Below are 24,381 nucleotides of genomic sequence, written 5' to 3' on the forward strand. Positions count from 1 at the left end.
AAAAGCCGACAGCATCCGCGTATTGCAGATGTCATCAGCTCAGAATAAGCAGTTCAGGTAAAACCTCGGGAGACTATCATTCCCATACGATATATTATCAATATACCACAGTTCACCGGCTTTGTCAATATGTTTTTGTTATCCCTTCGGGACACTGCCGCATAAACCAATATAAATTCGTACACTCGGGGTGTGATGTATGAACGTGATGATTTTTCCGAATTGACAATGTTGACAGAATGTGATATCATAATCAGTAAGTTATTAACATATCAAAACGGAGGTATGGATATTATGAAACATATCATTAAAGATCTCATTGAACCTGATAACGGATGTGAGGGCTTTGCCGAGGGCGAGGAACCTATGGTGACACTTATACTCGATAACGGCAGGAGTGTAAAGGTGCCTGATATGACCGCATACCGCCGCGGCTGGGATACGGGTGCGGAGATATCCGATGAGGATATAGCTGAGTTTGCAAAATAAGACGGAGAGAATATATGACACTGCTTATACTTGATTCGGGCAGGGGTTCCCGAATGGGTGGAATGACTGATACTCACCCTAAATGCATGACAGAGATATCGGATAAAGAGACTATCCTCAGCCGACAGCTGTCCCTTGCGGCTTCTGAAGGGCTGAAAAAAGTGGTCATCACTACGGGCTATCTTGCCGATGTGCTGGAGGACTATGTAAGAAGCCTTGATATGCCCCTTGATATTACGTTTGTACACAATGATGAGTTTGATAGAACAAACTATATGTGGTCAATATACTTAGCACGTCATATTCTCGATGACGATATCATACTCATGCACGGCGACCTTGTTTTTGACAGCCTTGTTCTCCATGAAGTCATAGCCCATGAGGGCAGCTGCATGGCTGTATCCTCATCTGTACCTCTGCCTGAAAAGGACTTCAAGGCAGTTATTGAAGACGGTAAGATAGTCAGGGTGGGTGTGGAGTTTTTTGATAACGCAGAAGCTGCACAGCCCCTTTATAAGCTGACGAAGCAAGACTTCCGCACATGGCTTGATAATATCACAGCCTACTGCGAAAGCGGTATTGACGAAAAGCGCACCTGCTATGCGGAGAAAGCACTGAACGAAGTTTCGGGTGAATGTGATATACGTCCCCTTGATGTGGATGAACTGCTTTGCAGTGAGATAGACAATGCTGATGATCTTGAAAAAGTGTCCCGAAAACTGGATAGCATAAAGCACAGAAACGTGTATATGTGCTTTTCGACCGATATAATACATAACGGTCATATATCTATAATAAAGAAAGCTGCAGAGCTTGGCAGGCTCACGGTAGGTGTGCTTTCAGATGAAGCAGTAGCAGGCTACAAGCGGTTTCCGCTGCTGCCCTTTGAGGAGCGCAGGACCATGTTTGAGAATATAAGCGGAGTAGACTGTGTGGTGGGTCAGCAGGAACTTTCGTACCGTGAGAATATAATGCGGCTGCGCCCCGATATAGTTGTACACGGTGATGACTGGCGCACAGGTGTTCAGAAGCCCATACGTGAGGAAACGATCTCCCTTCTTGCGGAGTACGGCGGCAGGCTGGTGGAGTATCCCTATTCTTATGATGAAAAATACATCGGGCTGGAGCGCCGTTCTCTGGCAGAACTTTCCACTCCCGGTATAAGGCGCAGCAGGCTGAAAAAGATGCTGGGCATAAAAGGTCTTATAACCGCTATGGAAGCCCACAGCGGTCTTACGGGGCTTATAGTTGAAAACACTTCCGTATGCGAGAACGGCGGAATAAAGCAGTTCGATGCCATGTGGATAAGCTCCCTGTGTGATTCCACCGCGAGGGGCAAGCCCGATATCGAGCTGGTGGACATGACCAGCCGTTACAGGACAGTTGATGAGATAATGGAGGTCACTGCCAAGCCTATAATATTCGACGGTGATACAGGCGGTATCGCGGAGCATTTTGTATATACCGTCCGCACCCTTGAACGCATGGGCGTATCAATGGTGATAATAGAGGACAAGACCGGGCTTAAAAAGAACAGTCTTTTCGGAAATGAAGTCGTGCAGACGCAGGCTGATATAAAGGACTTCTGTGCCAAGATAAGCGCCGGCAAGCGTGCGCAGAAGACCTCCGATTTTATGATATGTGCAAGGATAGAAAGTCTTATACTGGAAAAAGGTGTTGAGGACGCGCTTGAAAGGGCTTTTGCCTATACCGAAGCAGGTGCTGATGCAATAATGATACACAGCAGAAAGAAAGACCCTGCTGAAGTTTTTGAGTTTGTTGAAAGATTCAGGGCGCAGGACGCTGACACACCTATCGTTGTAGTGCCTACGGCTTTTGATTCTGTTACGGAGGAAGAATTCAAGGCGCGTGGCGTGAACATTGTGATATATGCAAATCAGCTTACGCGAAGCGGTTTTCCTGCCATGAAAAAGGCGGCGGAGATGATACTGAAAAATCACCGCGCACAGGAATGTGATGAAATATGTATGCCCTTCGGTGAGATAATAAGACTGATACCGGATGATATAAAGGAAGATAATTATGGACGTTAAATTACTTGAACATATGATAGGGGCTGACTTCTATACAGGAGTACCCGACAGCCTTTTAAGACCGCTTTGCGACTATATTATGGATACTTATTCCACTGACCCCTCACATCATATAATAGCGGCAAACGAGGGCAACTGCACAGCCATAGCCGCAGGGTATCATCTGGCAACTGGGAAAGTGCCTGTGGTTTATATGCAGAATTCGGGGGAGGGGAATATCATCAACCCTGCCGCAAGTTTGCTGAACAGAAAGGTATATGCCATACCCATGCTTTTCATAATAGGCTGGCGCGGTGAACCCGGAGTACATGATGAACCCCAGCACATCTATCAGGGAGAGGTGACTTTGAAACTCCTTGATGATATGGATATTGAAAGCTTCGTTATAAGCAGTGATACCGCCGAAAGTGATATACGCACTGCACTGGAAAGATTTAGGAAAGCCTTTGCTGAGGGCAGACAGGCGGCTTTCGTTGTGCGCAAGGGCGCACTGACTTATGATAAGAAGATATCCTATAAAAACGACTATACAATGTCACGCGAGGAGGTCATCAGACATATAGTATCATTTACAGGGGATGACCCTGTGGTATCTACCACGGGAAAAGCAAGCCGCGAACTTTTCGAGATAAGAGAACAGAATGGTCAGGGTCACGGCAGAGATCTTCTCACTGTGGGTTCAATGGGACATACTTCATCTATCGCACTGGGGATAGCACTTCAGAAGAAAGATAAAACGGTATGGTGTATAGACGGTGACGGTTCAATGCTTATGCACATGGGAAGCCTTGCTGTAACAGGGCAGATATGTCCCGAGAACCTTGTACATATCGTGATAAATAATTCTGCCCACGAAACTGTGGGCGGTATGCCGACAGCTGCGGGGCAGACGGATATAACAGGTATAGCCCGTGCCTGCGGATACCTCAGGGTATACACAGCGGACAGTTTTGAAGCCCTTGACAAAGTTCTTGCCGAAGTGCGTAACGGCAGGGGGCTTGCTTTTGTTGAAGTGAAATGCGCACTGGGTTCACGCGCAGACCTTGGCAGACCCACCACCACTGCCATAGAAAACAAGGAGCATTTTATGGCACATCTTGCAAAGGACTGATATCAGAGTAAATCAGCTATTTTTTCGGTAACATCGAGGAGTGTACGGATATCGGTGAAAGTATCGCCTGTTTCAAGGGAATGGTTTGCGTTTTCATACTCATGGAGCGGCACAAGATGCTTTATGCAAAGCTTGCGGATAGCTTCGGTGTCAGCCCATTGGTCGGCTGTGCCGTGGAAAGCTGTACAGCGGTGAGATAGGCTTTCAAAAGTCATGGCAAGGGGTGTCAGAAGTATGCAGGAGGCATTTGTACCGTATCGCTCCCTGTAAGCAAGGCAGGCTATCGTGCCTATGCTTTTGCCGATGAATACTATTTTTTCGTATTTTGAGAAATCGGTGTCAGTCAGCTGTGCTTCTGCCTGTTCAAGGGCGTGTGCGGCAGCGGCTGACATTTTTTCTTCGTTGCCCTTTGTTGAATTATCGAATCCCGAAAATTTCAGAGGTATCACATCATAGCCCTTGCTTTTGGCGAGTTTTGCCGAATAGTACAGCAGGGGCTTTTCGCAGTGGTAGCCTATGCCGGGAAAAATCACACATAGCTTCATATAAGTTATCTCCTTTCGCTGATATATTGATTATAGCACAAGCATTATGGCAAGTCAATCTTAATATTTGGTGACAATAAGCAAAAACTGAGTTGACAAACCCTGTCAGTGGTAGTACAATATAATAAATGACATTTGTTTTAACCAATGAAAGGGAGTCATTTATTATGGATAGAACAGGAAGATATTTTCCGGACAGATATATAGATCTGCATCTGCATCTTGACGGGGCTGTGACAGCGGATATAGCAAAACGTCTTGCGGATATGCAGGGCATGATACTGCCTGCTGAGGGCGAAGCGCTTGAAAAGCTGCTTTCGGTGGGGGAGGACTGCAGGGATCTCAATGAGTTCCTTGAATGTTTTGAACTGCCCCTGAAGCTTTTGCAGACGGCTGAAGCCCTAAGCGAGTGCGCATACCTTGTGGCTGAAAATATGCGTGAACAGGGAGTTATCTATGCTGAGATAAGGTTTGCGCCGCAGCTGCACTGTGAGAATGGGCTTAGTCAGCGTGATGCTGTTGAGGCTGTAATGGAAGGACTTTCGCGCAGTGAACTTAAAACAGGGCTGATACTATGCTGTATGAGGGGAAAGGATATTGAGGACAAGAATCTTGAAACGGCTGAACTGGCGGAGGAATATCTCGGCAAAGGGGTATGCGCTCTTGACCTTGCAGGTGCGGAGGGGCTTTTTCCCACGGCGGATTTTGCGGAGCTTTTTGAAAAAGTCCGTGAGAGCGGTGTACCTTTCACCATACACGCAGGAGAAGCAGACGGCGCAGAGAGTGTCAGAAAAGCGATAGAATTCGGGGCGGCACGTATCGGTCACGGGGTACGGATATACGAAGACCCTGAACTGGTATCTGTGATAGCCGAACGCGGCATACCTCTTGAGATGTGCCCTACGAGCAACAGGCTTACTCATGCGGTGGAGGATATGGAAAATTATCCCTTTACGGAATATCTCAGACGAGGGATAAAAGTGATGATAAACACTGATGATCCTGCTATCGAGCGTACCGATATCGCGGCGGAGTTCAGGTATATGGAGCGACGTTTCGGGCTTACTGCGGAACAGGAGAGAGAAGTTCTGCTTAACGCGGCAGATGCGGCTTTTGCGTCCGATGAGGTCAAGGAATGGATGAGGGCTCAGCTTATCCGGGGGGTGAATGAACCATGATGGAGTACAGGGATACGATACTTGCCGTATTGGCGGTATCAGAAATACTGGAGATAATCGGTGCTTACGGCATATTCAAAAAATGCGGCATAAGACCGTGGCTGGCATTCATACCCTTTTTAAGGCATGGCAGGATGGGTAAATGCGCCTGCAGAGAGCAGGAAGGCAGTTCGATGATGCTGCTGAGCTTCGGCATAGTGCTGACCACGGTGACATGGTGTGTATACAAGACCAATTCACTGCAAAGCATGATATCAGTATTCTTGCTGATGCTGCTGATGATACCATTTACCATATACAGCATACGTGTATATTTCGGACTTGCTGCAGCCTTCGGGCGCAACAGGCTGTGGGTAATACCGTGGGTACTGCTGAGGGGTCCCATAGCTATTTTGTGGGGATATGGCAGACATTTTGATACTGTAGATGAATACCCCTTCGATGCAGAGGAAGCGGCACCTGAGGTCAGCGGTATAGAAGCTGAATCCTCGGGCGGCGGACTTTCGATAAACATAAACAAGCGTACAGCTATGAACTTTCTGCAGAGAAAGGTACTGCTCAGGGATATACACCTGAGTGTACCGAAAGGTCATATGGTTCTGCTGCTTGGGGGCTCGGGTTCGGGCAAGACTACTTTTCTGAATGCTGTTACGGGCTATGAAAAGGCAAAGGCTGTTATCAAGCTGGGCGGAAACAATATCTACAAGGACTACAAGAGCATGAAGTACGATATAGGTTTCGTGCCCCAGCAGGACCTTGTACGCGGAAGTGATACGGTATACAGGACACTTTCGGATGCGGCGCTGCTGAGGCTGCCTTCGGATATGAAATACGACGAAAGAAGAAAACGCATAAACAGCGTACTTGACACATTCGGTCTTACACCTGTAAAGGGAAGCCTTGTGGACAAGCTTTCGGGAGGACAGCGCAAAAGGCTTTCGATAGCGATAGAGTATATCTCAGACCCCACACTTTTCATACTGGATGAGCCCGATTCGGGACTCGACGGAGTAATGGCGAGAGCGCTTTTCGAGAAGCTTCGCGCTATTGCGGACAGCGGCAAGATAGTTATTGTGATAACACACACACCTGACCGTGTGGCTGATCTGTTCGATGATGTTATAGTAGTGGCAAAGGACGCAAACCGTACAGGCAGACTTGCTTACTATGGTGCGAGAGAGAAGTCTTACGGATTTTTCGGGAAGAAGTCAATGGAAGAGATACTTATGTCAGTAAACCGCCGCGAAGAAGGCGGCGAGGGCAAGGCTGACGAATTTGTAAGGAAGTACGCAGCTGCTGCGGCAGGAGGTGAGCTTTGATGGATACTGCTGTAAAGCACACAGGCAGGATGGGACAGACCTTTGTATATCTGGGAAAGCTGTTCCGTATGTTCATATTCAGGAACGACTGGAAGGTACTGCCAATGGCTGCTGTTATATCGGGGCTTGTATCCTTTGTTGTGGGCAAGAAGATGAACGTATCCATGGAGGGTACTCTCAGGGGTGCGTTCGCATTCTCCTGTATATGTATCTGGAACGGATTTTTCAATTCGATACAGGTGGTATGCCGTGAAAGAGCCATAATAAAGCGTGAGCACCGTTCGGGACTGCACATGACATCATACGTATTCGCACATATGATATATCAGGCTTTCCTATGCGGAAGTCAGGCGCTGATAACCATATTCGTCATGATGGTGGCAAAGGTTCGTATGCCGTCGGAGGGATTCGTATTCGGGGCAGGATCTGATCTTTTTGTGACCATGTTCCTTATAACCTACGCGGCGGATATGATATCGCTTTTCATATCCTCGGTGGTGAAGAACACCACTACTGCCATGACCTTTGTACCGTTCCTGCTGATATTCCAGCTGATATTCTCGGGAGGATTCTTCTCGCTGACGGGAAAGGCTTACAAGATGTCATACTTTACGGTATCAAAATGGGGGCTGACCTCACTTTGTGCGCAGGGCAATTACAACAATCTGCCCATGACCTCACTGTGGACTTCAATGAGTAAGATGAGAAGTCTGGAGGTGGAGGGTGAAAAGCCTGTAGATGAAATGCTGGACTATATAACAGCTTCAAACCGCAAAGACGAACTGATGCTGAAATGCGGAAGCAACAATCAGGAAAAGAAGTACGAATCATCGACTAAGAACGTGTTGAAGTGCTGGGGAAATCTCGGTATATTCATAATCGGGTTTGCATTTCTTTCCATTGTGTCACTGGAGTTTATAGATCAGGACAGGCGATAGCTACATAGTGTATGAGCGGAGAACGGCAGCTGTCGTTCTCCGCTTTTTAGTATGCGGATATTTTTCGCGTATGCCTTTGGAAAAAATATGAACTCGCATAAAATGGCGAGGATTGTCAAGATGCTGTCCTCTGTACAGTATAGCACGTCGCTTCGTATCCCGTAGTCATAGTCAGCGTCAGCCTGCCATCGTGCGTACAGAGTCGGATATATATAAACGACACTTTTGGTGCCGGGATCTTTGGTTCAATAAAAGGAGGTCGATTTAAGATGTTTCTACATTTGTCAAAAGATGATGGATCGGTCTGCATGAATGACCCCTTCTATATACAGCGAAAAACTGCCAAAAGTTGTACGTTTTTGTACAACTTTTGCAGAAATATGTCCGAGTTAAAAGAAAAAACGTATATTTGTACAGAGCGTGTAGATCGGTAATGTGGGATATGCACAAAGGATCGACATGACTTTTCAGCGGCGGTGGGTGACGGCGGAAGACAGAAAAATCTGTGGGGATCAATGTATTTTTTCGTATTTTTTTATTGACAATATCTGAGCAAAGTGGTATAATTACAGGGTATGAAAGAACGATAAGGAATGAATAATACAGTTCCTGCGGCTGCAGCTGCAGCCAAAGCTGTATAAGGAAAAGGGTTGTTTTATGAGTAATAAGATAGGGTTCGATAATGACAAATATTTGAAGATGCAGTCTGAACGCATACGCGAGAGGATAGCGGATTTCGGCAGCAAGCTGTACCTGGAGTTCGGCGGTAAGCTTTATGACGATTTCCACGCTTCGAGAGTTCTCCCGGGATTCAAGCCCGACAGCAAGCTGCAGATGCTTTTGCAGCTGAAGGATGAGGCTGAGATAGTCATCGTTATAAACGCTGGTGACATCGAGAAGAACAAGATAAGAGGCGATCTGGGCATCACCTATGATGTGGACGTATTAAGACTTTACAATGTATTTACGAAGATCGGGCTTTATGTAAGCTCGGTAGTGCTGACGAGGTATGAGGGTCAGCGTTCGGCGGTGGCATTCCAGAAAAGGCTGGAGGCACTGGGTGTAAAGGTATATCATCATTACGCTATCGAGGGCTATCCTGCTAATCTTCAGCTTATAATGAGTGATGAAGGCTACGGCAAGAACGACTATATAGAAACTACACGCAAGCTGGTAGTAATTACTGCTCCAGGTCCCGGAAGCGGAAAGATGGCTACCTGCCTTTCACAGCTCTACCATGAGCACAAGAGGGGCGTAAATGCGGGCTACGCGAAGTTCGAGACTTTCCCGATATGGAACATACCACTGAAACACCCTGTCAATCTGGCATATGAGGCTGCGACCTCAGACCTGAATGACGTTAATATGATAGACCCGTTCCATCTTGAAGCATACGGGCAGACCACAGTCAACTACAACCGTGATGTGGAGATATTCCCTGTGCTGAATGCGATGTTCGAGAATATCCTGGGTTCATCGCCCTATAAATCACCTACAGATATGGGCGTAAATATGGCAGGCAACTGCATAGTAGATGATGAAGCAGTACGTGAGGCTGCAAAGCAGGAGATAATCCGCCGTTATTATACAGCCCTTTGCGACAGAAAGAAGGGCATGGCTTCGGAGGAGGATACCTACAAGCTGGAAATGCTGATGAATCAGGCGAAGGTGAGCACTGCTGACAGAAAGGTTGTGGCTGCTGCACTGGCTAAGGAGGAAGAAACAGGTTCTCCTGCGGCTGCTATGGAGCTTCCTGACGGTACTATTATCACCGGTAAGACTTCAAATCTGCTGGGTGCTTGTTCGGCACTTATACTCAACGCGCTGAAATACTTCGGGGAGATAGACGATGATACTCTGCTGATGTCGCCCCATGTTATCGAGCCTATACAGAATCTGAAGATAAATCATCTCGGCAATAACAACCCAAGGATACATACGGATGAGACCCTGATAGCCCTTTCTATCTGTGCTGCTACTGATGAGAATGCAAAGCGTGCCATGGATCAGCTTGAAAAGCTGCGCGGCTGCGAGGTGCATTCGACGGTAATACTCAGTGCTGTGGATGAAAGGATATTCAAGCGTCTGGGAATAAATCTCACCTGCGAACCCAAATTCAATTGATGAGCTTTGAGAGGACTGTGATACAGTCCTCTTTTTTGTACTATAGAACGCCTTAGGAGGAATTATGATATATATAACGGGAGATACTCATGGTGAATATAATGATACGGTGAACAGATTCGCACAAATGGGGCTGAAGAAAGGTGATACAGTAATAGTGTGCGGTGATTTTGGATTCGTCGGACGCATAGGGGGAAAGCATCAGTACTATCTGAAAAAACTGGCTGCGGAGGAATACGCGATACTGTTTGTTGACGGAAATCACGAGAATTTCGATATGCTGGAAACATACCCCATAGTAGAATACTGCGGAGGCAAGGCGCACAAGATAGCTGAGAATATATATCATCTCATGCGCGGACAGATATTCGACATTGAAGGGAAGAGGTACTTTACCTTTGGCGGTGCATATTCAATAGATAAATATATGAGAAAAGAAGGAAGAAGCTGGTGGAAGCAGGAGATCCCGACTTCGGAGGATTATAATGAGGCGGCGGATAATCTTGAAAAGGCGGGGTATAAGGTAGATTTTGTGGTGACACATACGATACCTGATTCGATGATATACCGTATAGGTAAGAATACAGATGTACATGATGCTGAATTGACAGGTTATTTTGAATGGCTTTACAGAAAACTGGATTTTGAAAAATGGTTCGCAGGACATTGGCATATAAACAGATGCTTTGATGATAGGTTCTATATATTATACGATGATATGATAGAGGTGGGTGGATAGAAGTAAAGATACAGCGCTCGTCAAAATACACATAAATTCGACAAATAGTGGAAAATGATTTTACTTGACAAAACGTGAAAATGATGCTATAATAATTAAGCTGTCAACGAGAGAGCGAGCGAAAAGAGCGAAAAACCGCAGGAAACTTAGGGATAAGAGAACGAGCGGGGGAGTAGTTCAGAAAAAGCGAACTTGAAAAAAGGCAGAAAAAAATATCACAAAAGGTCTTGACAAAAGCGAGAAAATGTGATATAATAAAAAGTACCGCACGAGAGAAAAGTTCAATAAAAAAAGAACTGCTCAGAAAAAGCTTCAAAAAAGTTCTGAAAAAGACTTGACAAACGAAGAAAAATGTGGTATAATAGAAAAGCTTATAACACACAAAAATCTCTAAAAAAGAGATGAAAAAAATCTTCAAAAAACTTCTGAAAAGGGGTTGACAAATGAAGAAAAGTGTGGTATAATAAATGAGTTGTCTGACAAAAGACAGACAACGAAAAGGCATCTTGAAAATTGAACAACCAAGAATACGAAAACCCTTGAAAATACTTTGAGTGATTGAGGTATTAACGATGAATGAATTCATCGAAGTCAAGTACAAGACTAAGAAAATGTACAAACGTTCAGTGAAACGAAACTGAGATCATAATTACTCTGAGAAGAGTATTAGGATACAACTTTATTAAGAGTTTGATCCTGGCTCAGGACGAACGCTGGCGGCACGCTTAACACATGCAAGTCGAACGAGCGAAAGAGTGCTTGCACTCTCTAGCTAGTGGCGGACGGGTGAGTAACACGTGAGCAATCTGCCTTTCGGAGAGGGATACCAATTGGAAACGATTGTTAATACCTCATAACATAACGAAGCCGCATGACTTTGTTATCAAATGAATTTCGCCGAAAGATGAGCTCGCGTCTGATTAGGTAGTTGGTGAGGTAACGGCCCACCAAGCCGACGATCAGTAGCCGGACTGAGAGGTTGAACGGCCACATTGGGACTGAGACACGGCCCAGACTCCTACGGGAGGCAGCAGTGGGGAATATTGCACAATGGGCGAAAGCCTGATGCAGCGATGCCGCGTGAGGGAAGAAGGTTTTAGGATTGTAAACCTCTGTCTTTGGGGACGATAATGACGGTACCCAAGGAGGAAGCTCCGGCTAACTACGTGCCAGCAGCCGCGGTAATACGTAGGGAGCGAGCGTTGTCCGGAATTACTGGGTGTAAAGGGAGCGTAGGCGGGATTGCAAGTCAGGTGTGAAATTTAGGGGCTTAACCCCTGAACTGCACTTGAAACTGTAGTTCTTGAGTGAAGTAGAGGTAAGCGGAATTCCTAGTGTAGCGGTGAAATGCGTAGATATTAGGAGGAACATCAGTGGCGAAGGCGGCTTACTGGGCTTTAACTGACGCTGAGGCTCGAAAGCGTGGGGAGCAAACAGGATTAGATACCCTGGTAGTCCACGCCGTAAACGATGATTACTAGGTGTGGGGGGACTGACCCCTTCCGTGCCGCAGTTAACACAATAAGTAATCCACCTGGGGAGTACGGCCGCAAGGCTGAAACTCAAAGGAATTGACGGGGGCCCGCACAAGCAGTGGAGTATGTGGTTTAATTCGAAGCAACGCGAAGAACCTTACCAGGTCTTGACATCGTACGCATAGCATAGAGATATGTGAAATCCCTTCGGGGACGTATAGACAGGTGGTGCATGGTTGTCGTCAGCTCGTGTCGTGAGATGTTGGGTTAAGTCCCGCAACGAGCGCAACCCTTACTGTTAGTTGCTACGCAAGAGCACTCTAGCAGGACTGCCGTTGACAAAACGGAGGAAGGTGGGGATGACGTCAAATCATCATGCCCCTTATGACCTGGGCTACACACGTACTACAATGGCTGTTAACAGAGGGAAGCAAAACAGTGATGTGGAGCAAAACCCTAAAAGCAGTCTTAGTTCGGATTGTAGGCTGCAACCCGCCTACATGAAGTCGGAATTGCTAGTAATCGCGGATCAGCATGCCGCGGTGAATACGTTCCCGGGCCTTGTACACACCGCCCGTCACGCCATGGGAGTCGGTAACACCCGAAGCCTGTGTTCTAACCGCAAGGAGGAAGCAGTCGAAGGTGGGATTGATGACTGGGGTGAAGTCGTAACAAGGTAGCCGTATCGGAAGGTGCGGCTGGATCACCTCCTTTCTATGGAGAACCGAAGTTTAAAAAACTTCAAAAAAATCTCCGGTCAGCAAGTGGTGGAAACAGCTGGTTGTTCAATTTTGAGGATGCCGCAAGGTATCTTTAAAAGAGCATAAGAGTCCCTTAAACGGGGGTGTAGCTCAGCTGGGAGAGCACCTGCTTTGCAAGCAGGGGGTCAGGAGTTCGATCCTCCTCATCTCCACCATGGGACGAGGACGCAATCACACAGCTGAACTGAGACGAGAACTAAAACTCGTTGCCAAAACATCGCTTTAGCGATTTTTGGGCGCATAGCTCAGGTGGTTAGAGCGCACGCCTGATAAGCGTGAGGTCGGTGGTTCGAGTCCACTTGTGCCCACTGAGGACAAAAGTCCTCTGACAGTAACTTGAAAATTGAATAATGAAGCAATATTAAAAGTAATGCAAATGAGGAAAACGACTAAAAGAAATTAGTCGGGAAAACTACAATCAGCATAACATTAAGGATAACATAATTCTAAGGTTAAGCTAATAAGAGCGTAGGGAGAATGCCTTGGCATTAGGAGCCGATGAAGGACGTGATAAGCTGCGATAAGCTGCGGGGAAGAGCAAGTATCTAATGATCCGCAGATTTCCGAATGGAGCAATCCGCATGAGTATGCTCATGCACTGTACAGTGAATAAAATAGCTGTATGGGGGGAACCGCCTGAACTGAAACATCTAAGTAGGGCGAGGAAGAGAAATCAACCGAGATTCTGTGAGTAGTGGCGAGCGAAAGCGGAAGAGGCTAAACCGAGAGTAGCAATACTTTCGGGGTTTTGGACAGCATTTAGTATTGAAAGGATTTAGTTGAATCGTGTGGGAAAACGAACCGAAGAGTGTGAGAGTCACGTAAGCGAAAAGTCTGATCAGCGAGCTGTATCCGGAGTACCGCGGGACACGTGAAACCCCGTGGGAAGATGGGGGGACCATCCTCCAAGCCTAAATACTACCTAATGACCGATAGCGAATAGTACTGTGAAGGAACGGTGAAAAGAACCCCGGGAGGGGAGTGAAATAGAACCTGAAACCCTATGCTTACAAGCACCGAGAGCTCGTCAATGAGTGATCGGGTACCTTTTGTAGAATGGTCCGGCGAGTTATTGTATGCGGCAAGGTTAAGTGCTTAAGGCACGGAGCCGAAGACGAGAGCGAGTCTGAATAGGGCGGCAAAGTCGTATGCAATAGACCCGAAACCGAGTGACCTAACCATGTCCAGGCTGAAGTGGAGGTAAAACTCCATGGAGGGCCGAACCCACGTCCGTTGAAAAGGCCGGGGATGAGGTGTGGTTAGCGGTGAAATTCCAATCGAACTCGGATATAGCTGGTTCTCTCCGAAATAGCTTTAGGGCTAGCCTCATGACAGATTACCGGAGGTAAAGCACTGAATGGGCTAGGGGTCGAAAGATTACTGAACCTTATCAAACTAAGAATGCCGGATAATCGATTCATGGGAGTCAGACTGTGTGAGATAAGTCTCACAGTCAAAAGGGAAACAGCCCAGACCCACAGCTAAGGTCCCAAAGTATGTTTAAGTGGAAAAGGATGTGGGGTTGCATAAACAACCAGGATGTTGGCTTAGAAGCAGCCACTCATTAAAAGAGTGCGTAATAGCTCACTGGTCGAGTGACCCTGCGCCGAAAATTCAACGGGGCTAAAACATACACCGAAGCTTGGGATTCATACAATAGTATGAGTGGTAGGAGAGCGTCGAATAAGGGGTGAAGTCAGAGCGTAAGCGCTGGTGGACTTTATTCGAGTGAGAATGCCGGAATGAGTAGCGAGAATTATGTGAGAATCATAATGGCCGAAAATCTAAGGTTTCCTGAGGAAGGTTCGTCCGCTCAGGGTAAGCCGGGGGCTAAGGTCAGGCCGAAAGGCGTAGCCGATGCACATACGGTTGAAATTCCGTAGCCACCGAAAGATTTAAGTATAGGGACGCTTCGAAAGTGATGTAGCCGGGCGATGGTTGACCCGGTCGTAAGGGATCGAAAATAAGTAGAGAAGGCATCATAGACGGAGACAAGAAAAGCTATATGAATATCTTAGGTGCCCGTACCGCAAACCGACACAGGTAGATAGGAAGAAGATTCTAAGGCCAACGGGAGAAGGGTTGTTAAGGAACTCGGCAAGTTGACCCCGTAACTTAGGGATAAGGGGTGCTTGAGTGATCAAGCCGCAGAGAATAGGCCCAGGCGACTGTTTAGCAAAAACACAGGTCTCTGCTAAATCGAAAGATGACGTATAGGGGCTGACACCTGCCCGGTGCCGGAAGGTTAAGAGGAGATGTGAGAGCATCGAATTGAAGCCCCGGTAAACGGCGGCCGTAACTATAACGGTCCTAAGGTAGCGAAATTCCTTGTCAGGTAAGTTCTGACCCGCACGAATGGTGTAACGATCTGGGCACTGTCTCAACAACCCGCCCGGCGAAATTGTAGTACCGGTGAAGATGCCGGTTACCCGCGACTAGACGGAAAGACCCCATGGAGCTTTACTGTAGCCTAATATTGGATTTCGGTATTTCATGTACAGGATAGGTGGGAGACTGGGAAGCATTGGCGTCAGCTGATGTGGAGTCACTGTTGGGATACCACTCTTGAAGTGCTGGAGTTCTAACCTGCGGCTTTGAATCAAGTCGGGGGACATTGTTAGGTGGGCAGTTTGACTGGGGCGGTCGCCTCCTAAAGAGTAACGGAGGCGCTCAAAGGTTCGCTCTGCATGGATGGAAACCATGCGTCAGAGTGTAAACGCAAAAGCGAGCCTAACTGCGAGAATGACGGTTCGAGCAGTAACGAAAGTTGGAGTTAGTGATCCGGCGGTATGTGAATGGAAATGCCGTCGCTCAACGGATAAAAGCTACCCTGGGGATAACAGGCTGATCTCCCCCAAGAGTCCACATCGACGGGGAGGTTTGGCACCTCGATGTCGGCTCATCGCATCCTGGGGCTGAATTCGGTCCCAAGGGTTTGGCTGTTCGCCAATTAAAGCGGTACGCGAGCTGGGTTCAGAACGTCGTGAGACAGTTCGGTCCCTATCTGTCGTGGGCGTAAGATATTTGCAAGGAGCTGTCCCTAGTACGAGAGGACCGGGATGGACGCACCTCTGGTGCACCAGTTGTCACGCCAGTGGCACAGCTGGGCAGCTATGTGCGGAACGGATAAACGCTGAAGGCATCTAAGCGTGAAGCCGCCCTTAAGATAAGATATCTCATCCTTTATGGAGTAAGACCCCTTGAAGACTACAAGGTTGATAGGCACAAAGTGTAAGTACAGTGATGTATTTAGCTAGCGTGTACTAATTGGTCGAGGGCTTGTCCTAAATTATGTTAATCCTTAAATTACCCTTCATTATTCAATTTTGAGGTTACTGTTACCTCTAATTTATAGTCGGTGATCATTGAGATGAGGTCACACCTGTTCCCATGCCGAACACAGAAGTTAAGCTCATCTTCGCTGAAAATACTCGGCGGGCGACCGCCCGGGAAAATAAGTTGTCGCCGGCTCTCCCAAAACACTCTTCGGAGTGTTTTGGTCTATGCACCATTAGCTCAGATGGTAGAGCAACTGACTCTTAATCAGTGGGTCCTGGGTTCGAGTCCCCGATGGTGCACTTTATAACGCTGAAAACCAGCGTCAAGGCCCGTTGGTCAAGCGGTTAAGACTCCGGCCTCTCACGCCGGCGACGGGAGTTCGATTCTCCCACGGGTCATATTTCCCAAGACCGCAAGCTGTTTCTTCAGTTTGCGTTTTTTTGTACATGGACCATTAGCTCAGTTGGTCAGAGCAACCGGCTCATAACCGGTGGGTCCGGGGTTCGAGTCCCTGATGGTCCATTTCTTTTTTAGGGGTATAGCTCAGCTGGTAGAGCAGCGGTCTCCAAAACCGCGTGTCCCGAGTTCGATCCTTGGTGCCCCTGCTATCTCCGTGAGGGAAGAAATTCCCTTGCGGGGGCTTTTCATATATAAAGTGTGTCTATAGACACAGTGTATGCAATTCACTTGCTGGCACAAGTCCATTGATCTCAGTGAATTTGTGCCAACAAGCGGTACTTGCTATACCAGCCTGTTGGTTTATTTATAACCGCTGTAGGATAGCGGAAATAATTTTGTGGATTGCCTTGAAAGTTTTCCTTTTGACGCAGATCAGTTAGATCACCTAGTCATCAGTGTATTCTGAGGAGTGACAAACTCTTTTAGCAAATACACCTTGCTGTCGGCTGCGCCCTTTGCATAGTCGATACAGACCATGACTTCCCGATTACCTCCCCGGTAGCTCACACCACAGTGTTTATACTCGCTGCACTTACTGTCACTAAGTGGTCACGGCGCACATTGAGGTAGCTGCCATAAGGCAGGTTTGCAAATGCAAACTGTTACAATGCAGCTGAAATCTTTCAGCAGTTATTGAGGTCTCGTCGTGGTTGCTTTCTCTCTCTGGCTATTCAGTTCAACTGGAGTCAGCCGTAGGATCCGTAAGTCTTACGGGAAAAAAGAAAAGAGTTCTCAGCACTACTCACAAAAGCATACTGAAAACTCCTTGACAAATATATCAAAACCATGCTATAATATACAACATGGACATTGATGCACTCATCTGTAAAAGTCTCACATCTGCTTTCTGAGAGCATTTGTGCTGATGGCTTACTTGAATTGGCGTTCATTTAAGCCACAGGTGGGTGTTTTGTTGTTCGCACTCACTGTATGTATTATAGCACATCGTTTTTTATTTGTCAAGCCTTTTTTAAAAATAATTTTGAATAAATTTTAATTTGTTTATTCTTTTTCTCACGGATATATATTGATATATCGTATATATTTTGAATATTATAGATTGACGAATTATCCTCTTTTTGGTATTATAGTTCTTGTGCTTTTGCATACAGGAATATATACTTTGGAGGATATTTTTAATGTTATTCGAGAAACAGAACAACAACACAGTCGAGGAGTACATGACAAAATGGCTTATTAATACTAAACGCCCATCATTAAAGCGTTCTTCGTATGATAGGGTAGAACAAAGTCTAAATTATCAGATCTTCCCGGCTATAGGCAAAATAAAGTTAAAGAAACTGACTGCTGATGATATTCAAATGATGTTGAACAATCTTTCAGAACGTTCTTCTTATAGTACAACTAAAAAAGCATACGTTAATCTGAAGAGTTGTCTTGATCTTGCGGTTTTAAAAGGGGATATAAAGAAGAATCCTATACTTTCGGTTGTTCTTCCCAAAAATAATAAATCTGATGAAACGGTAGTATATTACTCTCCCGAACAGGCGAGGGCGATTGCTGCCGAAGCTATTTCAACTTATAATAATGGCAGTTTTAAGTATAGGTACGGTTATTTCATCGTGTTTATGCTAAATACCGGTCTGCGTGTTGGGGAGGCTCTTGCACTTAGTTGGTCTGATGTAGATTTTACAAATAAAATAGTTTACGTACATAACAGCGTTTCGTCGGTAAAAACAAGAGGGGACAGCAGCATGAAGTATGAAAAGATAGTAAATTCTCCCAAATCACGAAATTCTGTTCGTTATGTTCCACTCAATAAAACAGCACTTGATGCTTTAGTAAAGATACACGCTATAATGGGTGATAATGATAGGATAGTTGCCACGGAGAATGGTCTGTTAGTTGATCCAAGCGCTATTCATCGCACTATGTCGCGAGTCCTTAAAAACTGCGGAATCAACGGTAAGAAAGACATTGTTCACGCTCTACGCCATACATTCGCAACGCTATTGCTCAGACAAGGGACTGATATTAAGGTCGTTTCCGAATCCTGAGTCTATCCTAAAATTTGTGTAAACCTCTGAAGTAGTGTATAATAGAAGAGACACTACTTTGGAGGTTTTAATTATGAGCAGAAGACGAAGAAATGAAACAGAAGAGCAGCGAGCAAGAAGAGAGCTAATAAGTGATTTTCTTTCGGCAGCGAATATTCAGAGCATGGACGATATTCAGGAACTTTTCAAGGAGGCACTTGCCGGATTTATGGAAGGTAGCCTTGAATCAGAGCTTGATTCCGAGCTTGGATACGAGCCGTATGACGTTAAGAACAAGGCTACCGACAACAGTCGTAACGGTCACAGCAAGAAAACTCTTCGTACCAGTATGGGTAAGGTTGATATTGAAGTTCCTCGTGACAGAAACGGCGAATTCGAGCCTAAGATACTGCCCAAGAATCAGACAAGCATATCTCAGGATATGGAGAACAAGATCATCTCAATGTATGCCAAAGGTATGTCAACGTCTGATATTGAGGATCATATTCGTGACATTTACGGTCTTGAGATATCCGATACTACTGTCAGCCGCATAACCGATAAAGTGCTTCCCGCAGCCAAGGAATGGCAGCAAAGACCACTTGAAAGCATCTATGCAGTCGTATTTCTTGATGCTATCCACTACCACGTTCGCAGCGAGGGACAGATCATCAAAAAGGCTGTCTACATAGCGATAGGCGTTAATATGGACGGCAGGAAGGACGTTCTCGGTATGTGGGTAGGCGAAAATGAAAGTGCCAAATTCTGGGCAGGCGTTCTGAATAGTCTGCGTAACAGAGGCGTTGATGATATTCTTATCGCCTGCACTGATAACCTGACAGGTTTTTCTCAGGCGATAGAGGCTGTATTTCCGAAAACTGATATCCAGAACTGTATCATTCATCAGCTCAGGAATTCAAGCAAATATGTCTCCTACAAGGATATCAAGGCGCTTATGACCGACCTGAAAAAGGTCTATACTGCCGCCACTGAAGAAGCTGCTCTGGACGCTCTGGACGAATTTGCCGCTGTCTGGGACAGCAAATATCCCAAGATCTCAAAGTCATGGTACGAAAACTGGCCTAATCTCAGCACATATTTCAAGTTCCCGCAGGAGCTTCGGAAGCTGATCTATACCACCAATGCAATCGAAGGATTCAACCGTCAGCTTAGGAAAGTGACCAAAACAAAATCCGTATTTCCTACAGATGACAGCCTTTTCAAGATGCTGTATCTGGCTATGAAGGACATCACGAAAAAGTGGACTGGGCGTCGTCAGGACTGGAGCAGTATCTATGCTCAGCTTGTGATCTATTACGGAGACAGAATACCCGAATAATACTTTTATCTTGACAATCATATAATCATGTGCTAATATGCTGATAAGACCGACTGCTTTCACAATCGGTCTCATCATACACTTTTCTATTGCACTATTTTGCGTTTACACAGAATTTGGGATTGACTCGAAATCCTAGGGCATTCTGACATTTCGATAACGATGAAGTTCTATTATCATGTTATAGAGGAACAGAAAAAGACTGCTATGACAAAGCTTGATGAGATTTATTAAAGTGTGTTGTCTTTAGACATAGTTTGATTTTCCCCTTCTCGATTTATTCTAGTGGGGAATTTTATTTGTATTCTTTATAAAAAGCTTAAAACCTTTTATTGTTTTGTTAATTCTATACCTTATCTTTTGTGAAAATGGTAGAAATTATTCGTCTGATTTTCTAATATAGTTAATAATATTGACAATGAATCAATAAAAAGGTATAATATAATTAATAGTAAAAAAGCAAAACTACTGAAAAGCAGTGACGCAAAGCCAAGGGTCTAAGCCGAAAGGTATGACAGCCGGTTGCCATGCAGTTGTGCATGAAAAATGGTTGACAGTTAAGCAATGCGTTGTCGCATTGCTTTTTTGTTTATGTAAAAAAGGAGGTCGGTCTTATTATGTTGAAGAAAAGGTTTTTTTCATTTGTTTTGACTTCTGCTTTTACTTCTATATACAGCGTCTTCTAAGAAATCAAAGACAGAATAAAAAGACAAGTAAATACAAAGGACGGAGGAATGACTATGAAAAACATCGCAAGATTTATCGCTTTTACAGCAGCTGTTTACCTGACATTTACTGCCTGCGGAACAACAGAAGGTAATCAGACCAAGGAAAAACCGACTAGTGCCGAAACATCGGCTGTTATTACAGAAGCAGCTGAAACTTCTGAAAAGGAAGAAATCGAGACTGAAGCCCCAAAAGAAACGACGTCTGCCAAAATATCCGAAACAGAACCGACACAGGACAGAGTTCACCTTGACTACGGTGATGAGGAAGCATTTGAAGCTGCTCTTAATTCGGGCGATGATCTTAACGGAAAAACTGTAAGTATTATAGCTCAGGAACTTCATCCGGAATCAATATACGGTTACAATATCTGGGCTGGTATTCATCTTAATTTTGTTTCACCGGATGACCCGAATGTTCAAGTCGGTGATGTTCTGACAGTCAGGATAACAAACGCTGAACTTGTCGATCAATCGTGGATAATCAGGTACGATATGGTTGAAAATGCAGTTGAGGACGAATATACAATCACAGCGGAAAATCTTCCCGAAACTAATGAAGAACCCGAAGAAGACACGCCTAATGCTTATGAGAGCAATAAGTATTACGAAATAATCGATGCAGCAAGCTGGATAAATTCTATCGTGAACACGGTGATAGTTCACAAGATACAGGCAAAACAGGATGTTTCGATCTCAGCTTCTCTGATCGCATATTAGGAAGACGGAAGCGTTGTCGGCAAAGGCAGTGATGATATCACGCTGACAAAGGGGCAGGTGAACTATTTTGAATATCACTTTAGCGGAGATATTTCCGGCACGAAGCTTCGTGCTAATGCTACTGCAAAGAGTGACGGGCTTTTCACAGGGGCACGTAATGTGGTAGAACTTGTACAATGTGACACTGCCGGCGAAGAAGTTTTTCTTACTTTCAAACAGACGGCAGACGAGTTGGGCGGTTTTGCAAAATTCAAGCTGCTTCTCTATAAAGACGATCAGATCGTCGGAACTAAAGATGGGCATTTCGATGTTTATGCAAAAAATCTTAATGGCAAAGGAGCTACTGATGTGGCTGATATAACGGTTTATGAAACAGATTTCGACAGGGTCGAAGTTATCATTGAACCATAAATATGGAAAAACAGCACTCGGGATAATTCCGGGTGCTGTTTTATATATCCGTTGGTTGTCAGCTTGGTGTGACGGTTAACGATACTGTAAAGGCGGCAGGCTACCATTAGTTCGTTACGGGACAGCTCCAGCAGTTTATTTGGTATTTTCATTTTACACCTCGATTAATTATTTTTGCAAATAAAAAACGGTAGACAGGTGGTATCTGTCTACCGTTTATTATACAGTATTAAATACTGTATGCCAAGAGTTTTCCTCAATATATTTATCTACAAATTCTTTGAATAGAGCATTGGGAGTTGTATTATTTTTATACGCAAGTTCTTTAAACTTAGCAGCCTTTTCTTTCCGAAGTCTGACTGCTAGATTAGTTAAGTTCTCTTTGCCACATTTGATGTCGGCTTTCTGATGAGCTTCTGAAACAGCCATTGTGTCACCTCCGGTTTAAATAGTCTCTCCTCAACAAGCCTCTAAAATCCACGGCATACCGGCTGGCGATATGAGAAGCGAATATTTATCACTATTTTCCAGAAGCGTAAAAGCATCGCCGCCAGGCGGTCGATGTTCATTGCGATGACGCTGAGAACTATCGATGCTCTTGTTGTGTCTTCTCTTTTTGTGAGCAGCAGACCAAGACCGAATTTGCGCTTTGCAAGACTGAACTTACGCTCCACTTCGATCCTGTCGGTATTATCTTTATATGCTGCCTTCTTTTCAGCCTTGCTGTCGGCGTCATTCTTCGGTCTTCCGAGTTTTTTGCCTGAAATACGTATGCCGTGACCGCTGCAAAACGAGATGTTTTCACGGTTGCGATATATCTGATCAACAAGAACTCGCTCCGGATAATGACCTGTGCGCTGCTTGTAGTTTTCAATTGCTGTTTTCAGAACTGCACTTTCGTTGTAAGCATTAAAGGATAGCTTCTCGATCCTGCACATCCCGGTCTCATCAACTGACAGATCGAGCTTAGCTCCAAACTCAACAGGAGATTTTGCTTTACCTCTTACGATCGGTCGGATGTACGGCTGGCTGATGCTGACAATACGGTCTTCAACAGAATGAGTGTTGCTTTCAAACATATACCGCTGCTGATCGTAAACGGTCATGAGAATATCAAGAAGCTCCTTATCGGAAACGGACAGCACAACGCCGTTGTTTTCGATAAGATTATCGATATATCCAAGGTCACGGCGAATATATTGAAGCTGCTTTTTGATCGCTTTTCTGATCTTTTTCGCACCGCGCTTTCTGCATTTGGCAAGTGCAAGATAGTCTTTTCTTGCCTTTTGATGGTACATTCTCGGTCTGTAAAATCCGTATTTATCGGAGACTCTGCACAGCATATCTTCAAGCTTTTCACGAACTTCATTCAGCAGCTCAATGTCCTGAGGATACTTGATATTCTGCGGCGCACAGGTCGCATCAAGGATCAGTGTGCCAGAGTTTTCAGTTTTTTCTTCGGAATCATTTGCTGGATCTTGCTGATCGGGCTGACCTCCGTTTCCACTCACGTCATCAGAATCGTCATTGTCTTGCTGCGAGTTGTACTCGATGATCATTTCATTGATCTCGTTGAGAACATCCTCCGATAGTCTTTTGCGGAATTCCACGAGAAGCGAAGGTACGAACGGAATCTTATCCTCATATCCGGGCAGCCCGATGAAATACTGGTAGTACGGGTTCTCTCTGATCTGTTCGACGAGTTCTTCGTCCGGATAATGATATTGCTTCTGTATCAACAGCGAACCGAGTGCCATGCGGAGAGGCTTTGCGGGCATACCGGTATGGCTCGGGAACAGCCTGGCATATTCAGCTTCAATTGTTTCCCAAGGGATCATTTCTGCTTTCTTTACCCAGCGGTTATCCGGGTTCATTTGCAAACCAAGCGGTTGATTGAAATCTGTGAATGAAATCTGTTTTTCTTTCTTGAACTTATACATGGCATCCTCCGAAGTGCAAGCTTTTTTCTCGTTTTGATTACTTTTTCTTGCACTTCTATTATACCATATTGGGTTGGATTTGTCGATATTTCGTCGCTTTATTGCTGTGTGAGGAGAGACTAAATAGATTGTTATACGGTGATAGTCACCTCAGATCGTTGATGTCAAATGCTGTGTAGCCCTCATAGTAATAGCTGGTGTCAATGCCTTTCATGAATACTTCACGATCTTCTGTTTTATCTGTAAGGGCATTTTTGAGCAGTATATTTATCTCTGTAGAGCGAATAGGACTTCTCTCCATAGCAAGTAGATAGTCCTCCTTATCTATTAAGCTCCAGTCAACGACTTTTTTCAGTTCGTTCTTGAAAATGTGGTCGAGCCATATCCTTGTTGCTCTTCCGTTTCCCTCACGGAATGGGTGACAGATATTCATCTCAACGTATTTTGCAACGATATCATCAAAAGTTGTTTGCGGCATCTGTTCTACTGTTTTCAATGACTGATCCAGATACATAACAGGTGCAAAACGAAAACTGCCTTTTGCGATATTCACGGTGCGGATCTTTCCTGCAAAGTAGTAAATATCCTCAAAAAGTGTTTTATTGATGAACATGAGTGTATCAATTGTACCTGCCTTTTTTGTGGCAAGCATATTCTGTTCAAATAGTGTAATTGCTTTCTGTTTTGAAATGCGTTCTTCTTCTCTTGCCAGCTCCGCCGAGCTTTGTGCATTTATCTTATTTTCAAGCATTATTGCACCTCTTCGTGATCCGTGAGC

The 24,381-nt window shown here is 45.2% G+C and carries 16 protein-coding genes, 6 tRNA genes, 3 rRNA genes and 2 riboswitches; of the genes, 21 read left to right on the forward strand and 4 right to left on the reverse strand.

Annotated features, from left to right (window positions below; all coding sequences use genetic code 11):
• Window positions 1-18 precede the first annotated feature (18 nt).
• Window positions 19-93: riboswitch (Fluoride riboswitch) on the reverse strand.
• A gap of 201 nt (window positions 94-294) precedes the next feature.
• Genes RUMAL_RS06785 through aepY form a run of 3 tightly spaced genes read left to right on the forward strand, consistent with a single transcriptional unit; the run spans window position 295 to window position 3,654 of the window.
• Window positions 295-489 (forward strand): hypothetical protein, encoded by a 195-nt coding sequence (locus RUMAL_RS06785; RefSeq protein ID WP_013498024.1) that lies wholly within the window; start codon window positions 295-297, stop codon window positions 487-489.
• 14 nt (window positions 490-503) lie between these two features.
• Window positions 504-2,543: a phosphoenolpyruvate mutase gene (gene aepX, locus RUMAL_RS06790; RefSeq protein WP_013498025.1), complete on the forward strand. Its 2,040-nt coding sequence runs from the start codon at window positions 504-506 to the stop codon at window positions 2,541-2,543.
• Window positions 2,533-3,654, forward strand: a complete 1,122-nt coding sequence (gene aepY / locus RUMAL_RS06795; RefSeq protein WP_013498026.1) for a phosphonopyruvate decarboxylase — start codon at window positions 2,533-2,535, stop codon at window positions 3,652-3,654. Before aepX ends, aepY begins: the two co-directional genes overlap by 11 nt.
• A 2-nt stretch (window positions 3,655-3,656) precedes the next feature.
• On the opposite strand, the gene RUMAL_RS06800 is transcribed toward aepY, so the two are convergent.
• Window positions 3,657-4,199: an alpha/beta fold hydrolase gene (locus RUMAL_RS06800; protein ID WP_013498027.1), complete on the reverse strand. Its 543-nt coding sequence runs from the start codon at window positions 4,197-4,199 to the stop codon at window positions 3,657-3,659.
• A gap of 167 nt (window positions 4,200-4,366) precedes the next feature.
• Here RUMAL_RS06800 and add point away from each other — a divergent pair, with 167 nt between their 5' ends.
• The 18 genes from add (at window position 4,367) to RUMAL_RS06890 (ending at window position 21,663) form a co-directional block, all read left to right on the forward strand.
• A complete protein-coding gene (gene add / locus RUMAL_RS06805; RefSeq protein WP_013498028.1) occupies window positions 4,367-5,377 on the forward strand; it encodes an adenosine deaminase in 1,011 nt (336 codons plus the stop codon).
• The gene (locus RUMAL_RS06810; RefSeq protein WP_013498029.1) at window positions 5,374-6,696 is read left to right on the forward strand and encodes an ATP-binding cassette domain-containing protein; all 1,323 of its coding nucleotides are present in this window, start codon (window positions 5,374-5,376) and stop codon (window positions 6,694-6,696) included. Before add ends, RUMAL_RS06810 begins: the two co-directional genes overlap by 4 nt.
• Window positions 6,696-7,634, forward strand: coding sequence for an ABC transporter permease (locus RUMAL_RS06815; protein WP_013498030.1), 939 nt, complete (start codon window positions 6,696-6,698; stop codon window positions 7,632-7,634). Before RUMAL_RS06810 ends, RUMAL_RS06815 begins: the two co-directional genes overlap by 1 nt.
• A 657-nt stretch (window positions 7,635-8,291) precedes the next feature.
• On the forward strand, window positions 8,292-9,758 hold the full coding sequence (locus RUMAL_RS06820) for a DUF1846 domain-containing protein (RefSeq protein ID WP_013498032.1): 1,467 nt from the start codon (window positions 8,292-8,294) through the stop codon (window positions 9,756-9,758).
• Window positions 9,759-9,822: 64 nt separating this feature from the next.
• A complete protein-coding gene (locus tag RUMAL_RS06825; protein WP_013498033.1) occupies window positions 9,823-10,497 on the forward strand; it encodes a metallophosphoesterase in 675 nt (224 codons plus the stop codon).
• 678 nt (window positions 10,498-11,175) lie between these two features.
• Window positions 11,176-12,686 (forward strand): 16S ribosomal RNA (locus RUMAL_RS06830).
• A 126-nt stretch (window positions 12,687-12,812) separates the two neighbouring features.
• Window positions 12,813-12,888 (forward strand) — tRNA-Ala (locus tag RUMAL_RS06835).
• A gap of 79 nt (window positions 12,889-12,967) precedes the next feature.
• Window positions 12,968-13,041, forward strand: a tRNA-Ile gene (locus tag RUMAL_RS06840).
• A gap of 142 nt (window positions 13,042-13,183) precedes the next feature.
• Window positions 13,184-16,020, forward strand: a 23S ribosomal RNA gene (locus RUMAL_RS06845).
• Between the two features lie 67 nt (window positions 16,021-16,087).
• Window positions 16,088-16,204: ribosomal RNA gene (gene rrf, locus RUMAL_RS06850) — 5S ribosomal RNA — on the forward strand.
• Together the 16S, 23S and 5S rRNA genes with 6 tRNA genes alongside form the textbook arrangement of a ribosomal RNA operon.
• Before the next feature lie 34 nt (window positions 16,205-16,238).
• A tRNA-Lys gene (locus RUMAL_RS06855) sits at window positions 16,239-16,311 on the forward strand.
• Between the two features lie 27 nt (window positions 16,312-16,338).
• Window positions 16,339-16,410, forward strand: a tRNA-Glu gene (locus RUMAL_RS06860).
• A gap of 50 nt (window positions 16,411-16,460) precedes the next feature.
• A tRNA-Ile gene (locus tag RUMAL_RS06865) sits at window positions 16,461-16,534 on the forward strand.
• A 10-nt stretch (window positions 16,535-16,544) separates the two neighbouring features.
• Window positions 16,545-16,617, forward strand: a tRNA-Trp gene (locus tag RUMAL_RS06870).
• A gap of 993 nt (window positions 16,618-17,610) precedes the next feature.
• Window positions 17,611-18,489, forward strand: a complete 879-nt coding sequence (locus RUMAL_RS06875) for a tyrosine-type recombinase/integrase (RefSeq protein WP_242843405.1) — start codon at window positions 17,611-17,613, stop codon at window positions 18,487-18,489.
• 73 nt (window positions 18,490-18,562) lie between these two features.
• Window positions 18,563-19,807 carry an IS256 family transposase gene (locus RUMAL_RS06880; RefSeq protein WP_013498034.1) on the forward strand — a complete coding sequence of 415 codons (1,245 nt, stop codon included), beginning with the start codon at window positions 18,563-18,565 and terminating at the stop codon, window positions 19,805-19,807.
• A gap of 448 nt (window positions 19,808-20,255) precedes the next feature.
• Window positions 20,256-20,337: riboswitch (cyclic di-GMP riboswitch) on the forward strand.
• A 210-nt stretch (window positions 20,338-20,547) separates the two neighbouring features.
• A complete protein-coding gene (locus RUMAL_RS20635; protein WP_013498035.1) occupies window positions 20,548-21,252 on the forward strand; it encodes a hypothetical protein in 705 nt (234 codons plus the stop codon).
• Window positions 21,253-21,309: 57 nt separating this feature from the next.
• Window positions 21,310-21,663 carry a hypothetical protein gene (locus RUMAL_RS06890; protein ID WP_013498036.1) on the forward strand — a complete coding sequence of 118 codons (354 nt, stop codon included), beginning with the start codon at window positions 21,310-21,312 and terminating at the stop codon, window positions 21,661-21,663.
• Between the two features lie 219 nt (window positions 21,664-21,882).
• Here RUMAL_RS06890 and RUMAL_RS06895 read toward each other — a convergent pair whose 3' ends face one another.
• From RUMAL_RS06895 to fic, 3 genes are all read right to left on the reverse strand, one after another.
• Window positions 21,883-22,092: a hypothetical protein gene (locus RUMAL_RS06895; RefSeq protein WP_013498038.1), complete on the reverse strand. Its 210-nt coding sequence runs from the start codon at window positions 22,090-22,092 to the stop codon at window positions 21,883-21,885.
• 41 nt (window positions 22,093-22,133) lie between these two features.
• On the reverse strand, window positions 22,134-23,603 hold the full coding sequence (locus tag RUMAL_RS06900; RefSeq protein ID WP_013483912.1) for an IS5 family transposase: 1,470 nt from the start codon (window positions 23,601-23,603) through the stop codon (window positions 22,134-22,136).
• 145 nt (window positions 23,604-23,748) lie between these two features.
• Complete coding sequence (gene fic / locus RUMAL_RS06905) at window positions 23,749-24,354, reverse strand: protein adenylyltransferase Fic (RefSeq protein ID WP_013498039.1); 606 nt, start codon at window positions 24,352-24,354, stop codon at window positions 23,749-23,751.
• Window positions 24,355-24,381: the final 27 nt, after the last annotated feature.

It is taken from the genome of Ruminococcus albus 7 = DSM 20455 (genome assembly GCF_000179635.2).
GTDB classification, from domain to species: Bacteria; Bacillota; Clostridia; order Oscillospirales; family Ruminococcaceae; genus Hominimerdicola; species Hominimerdicola alba.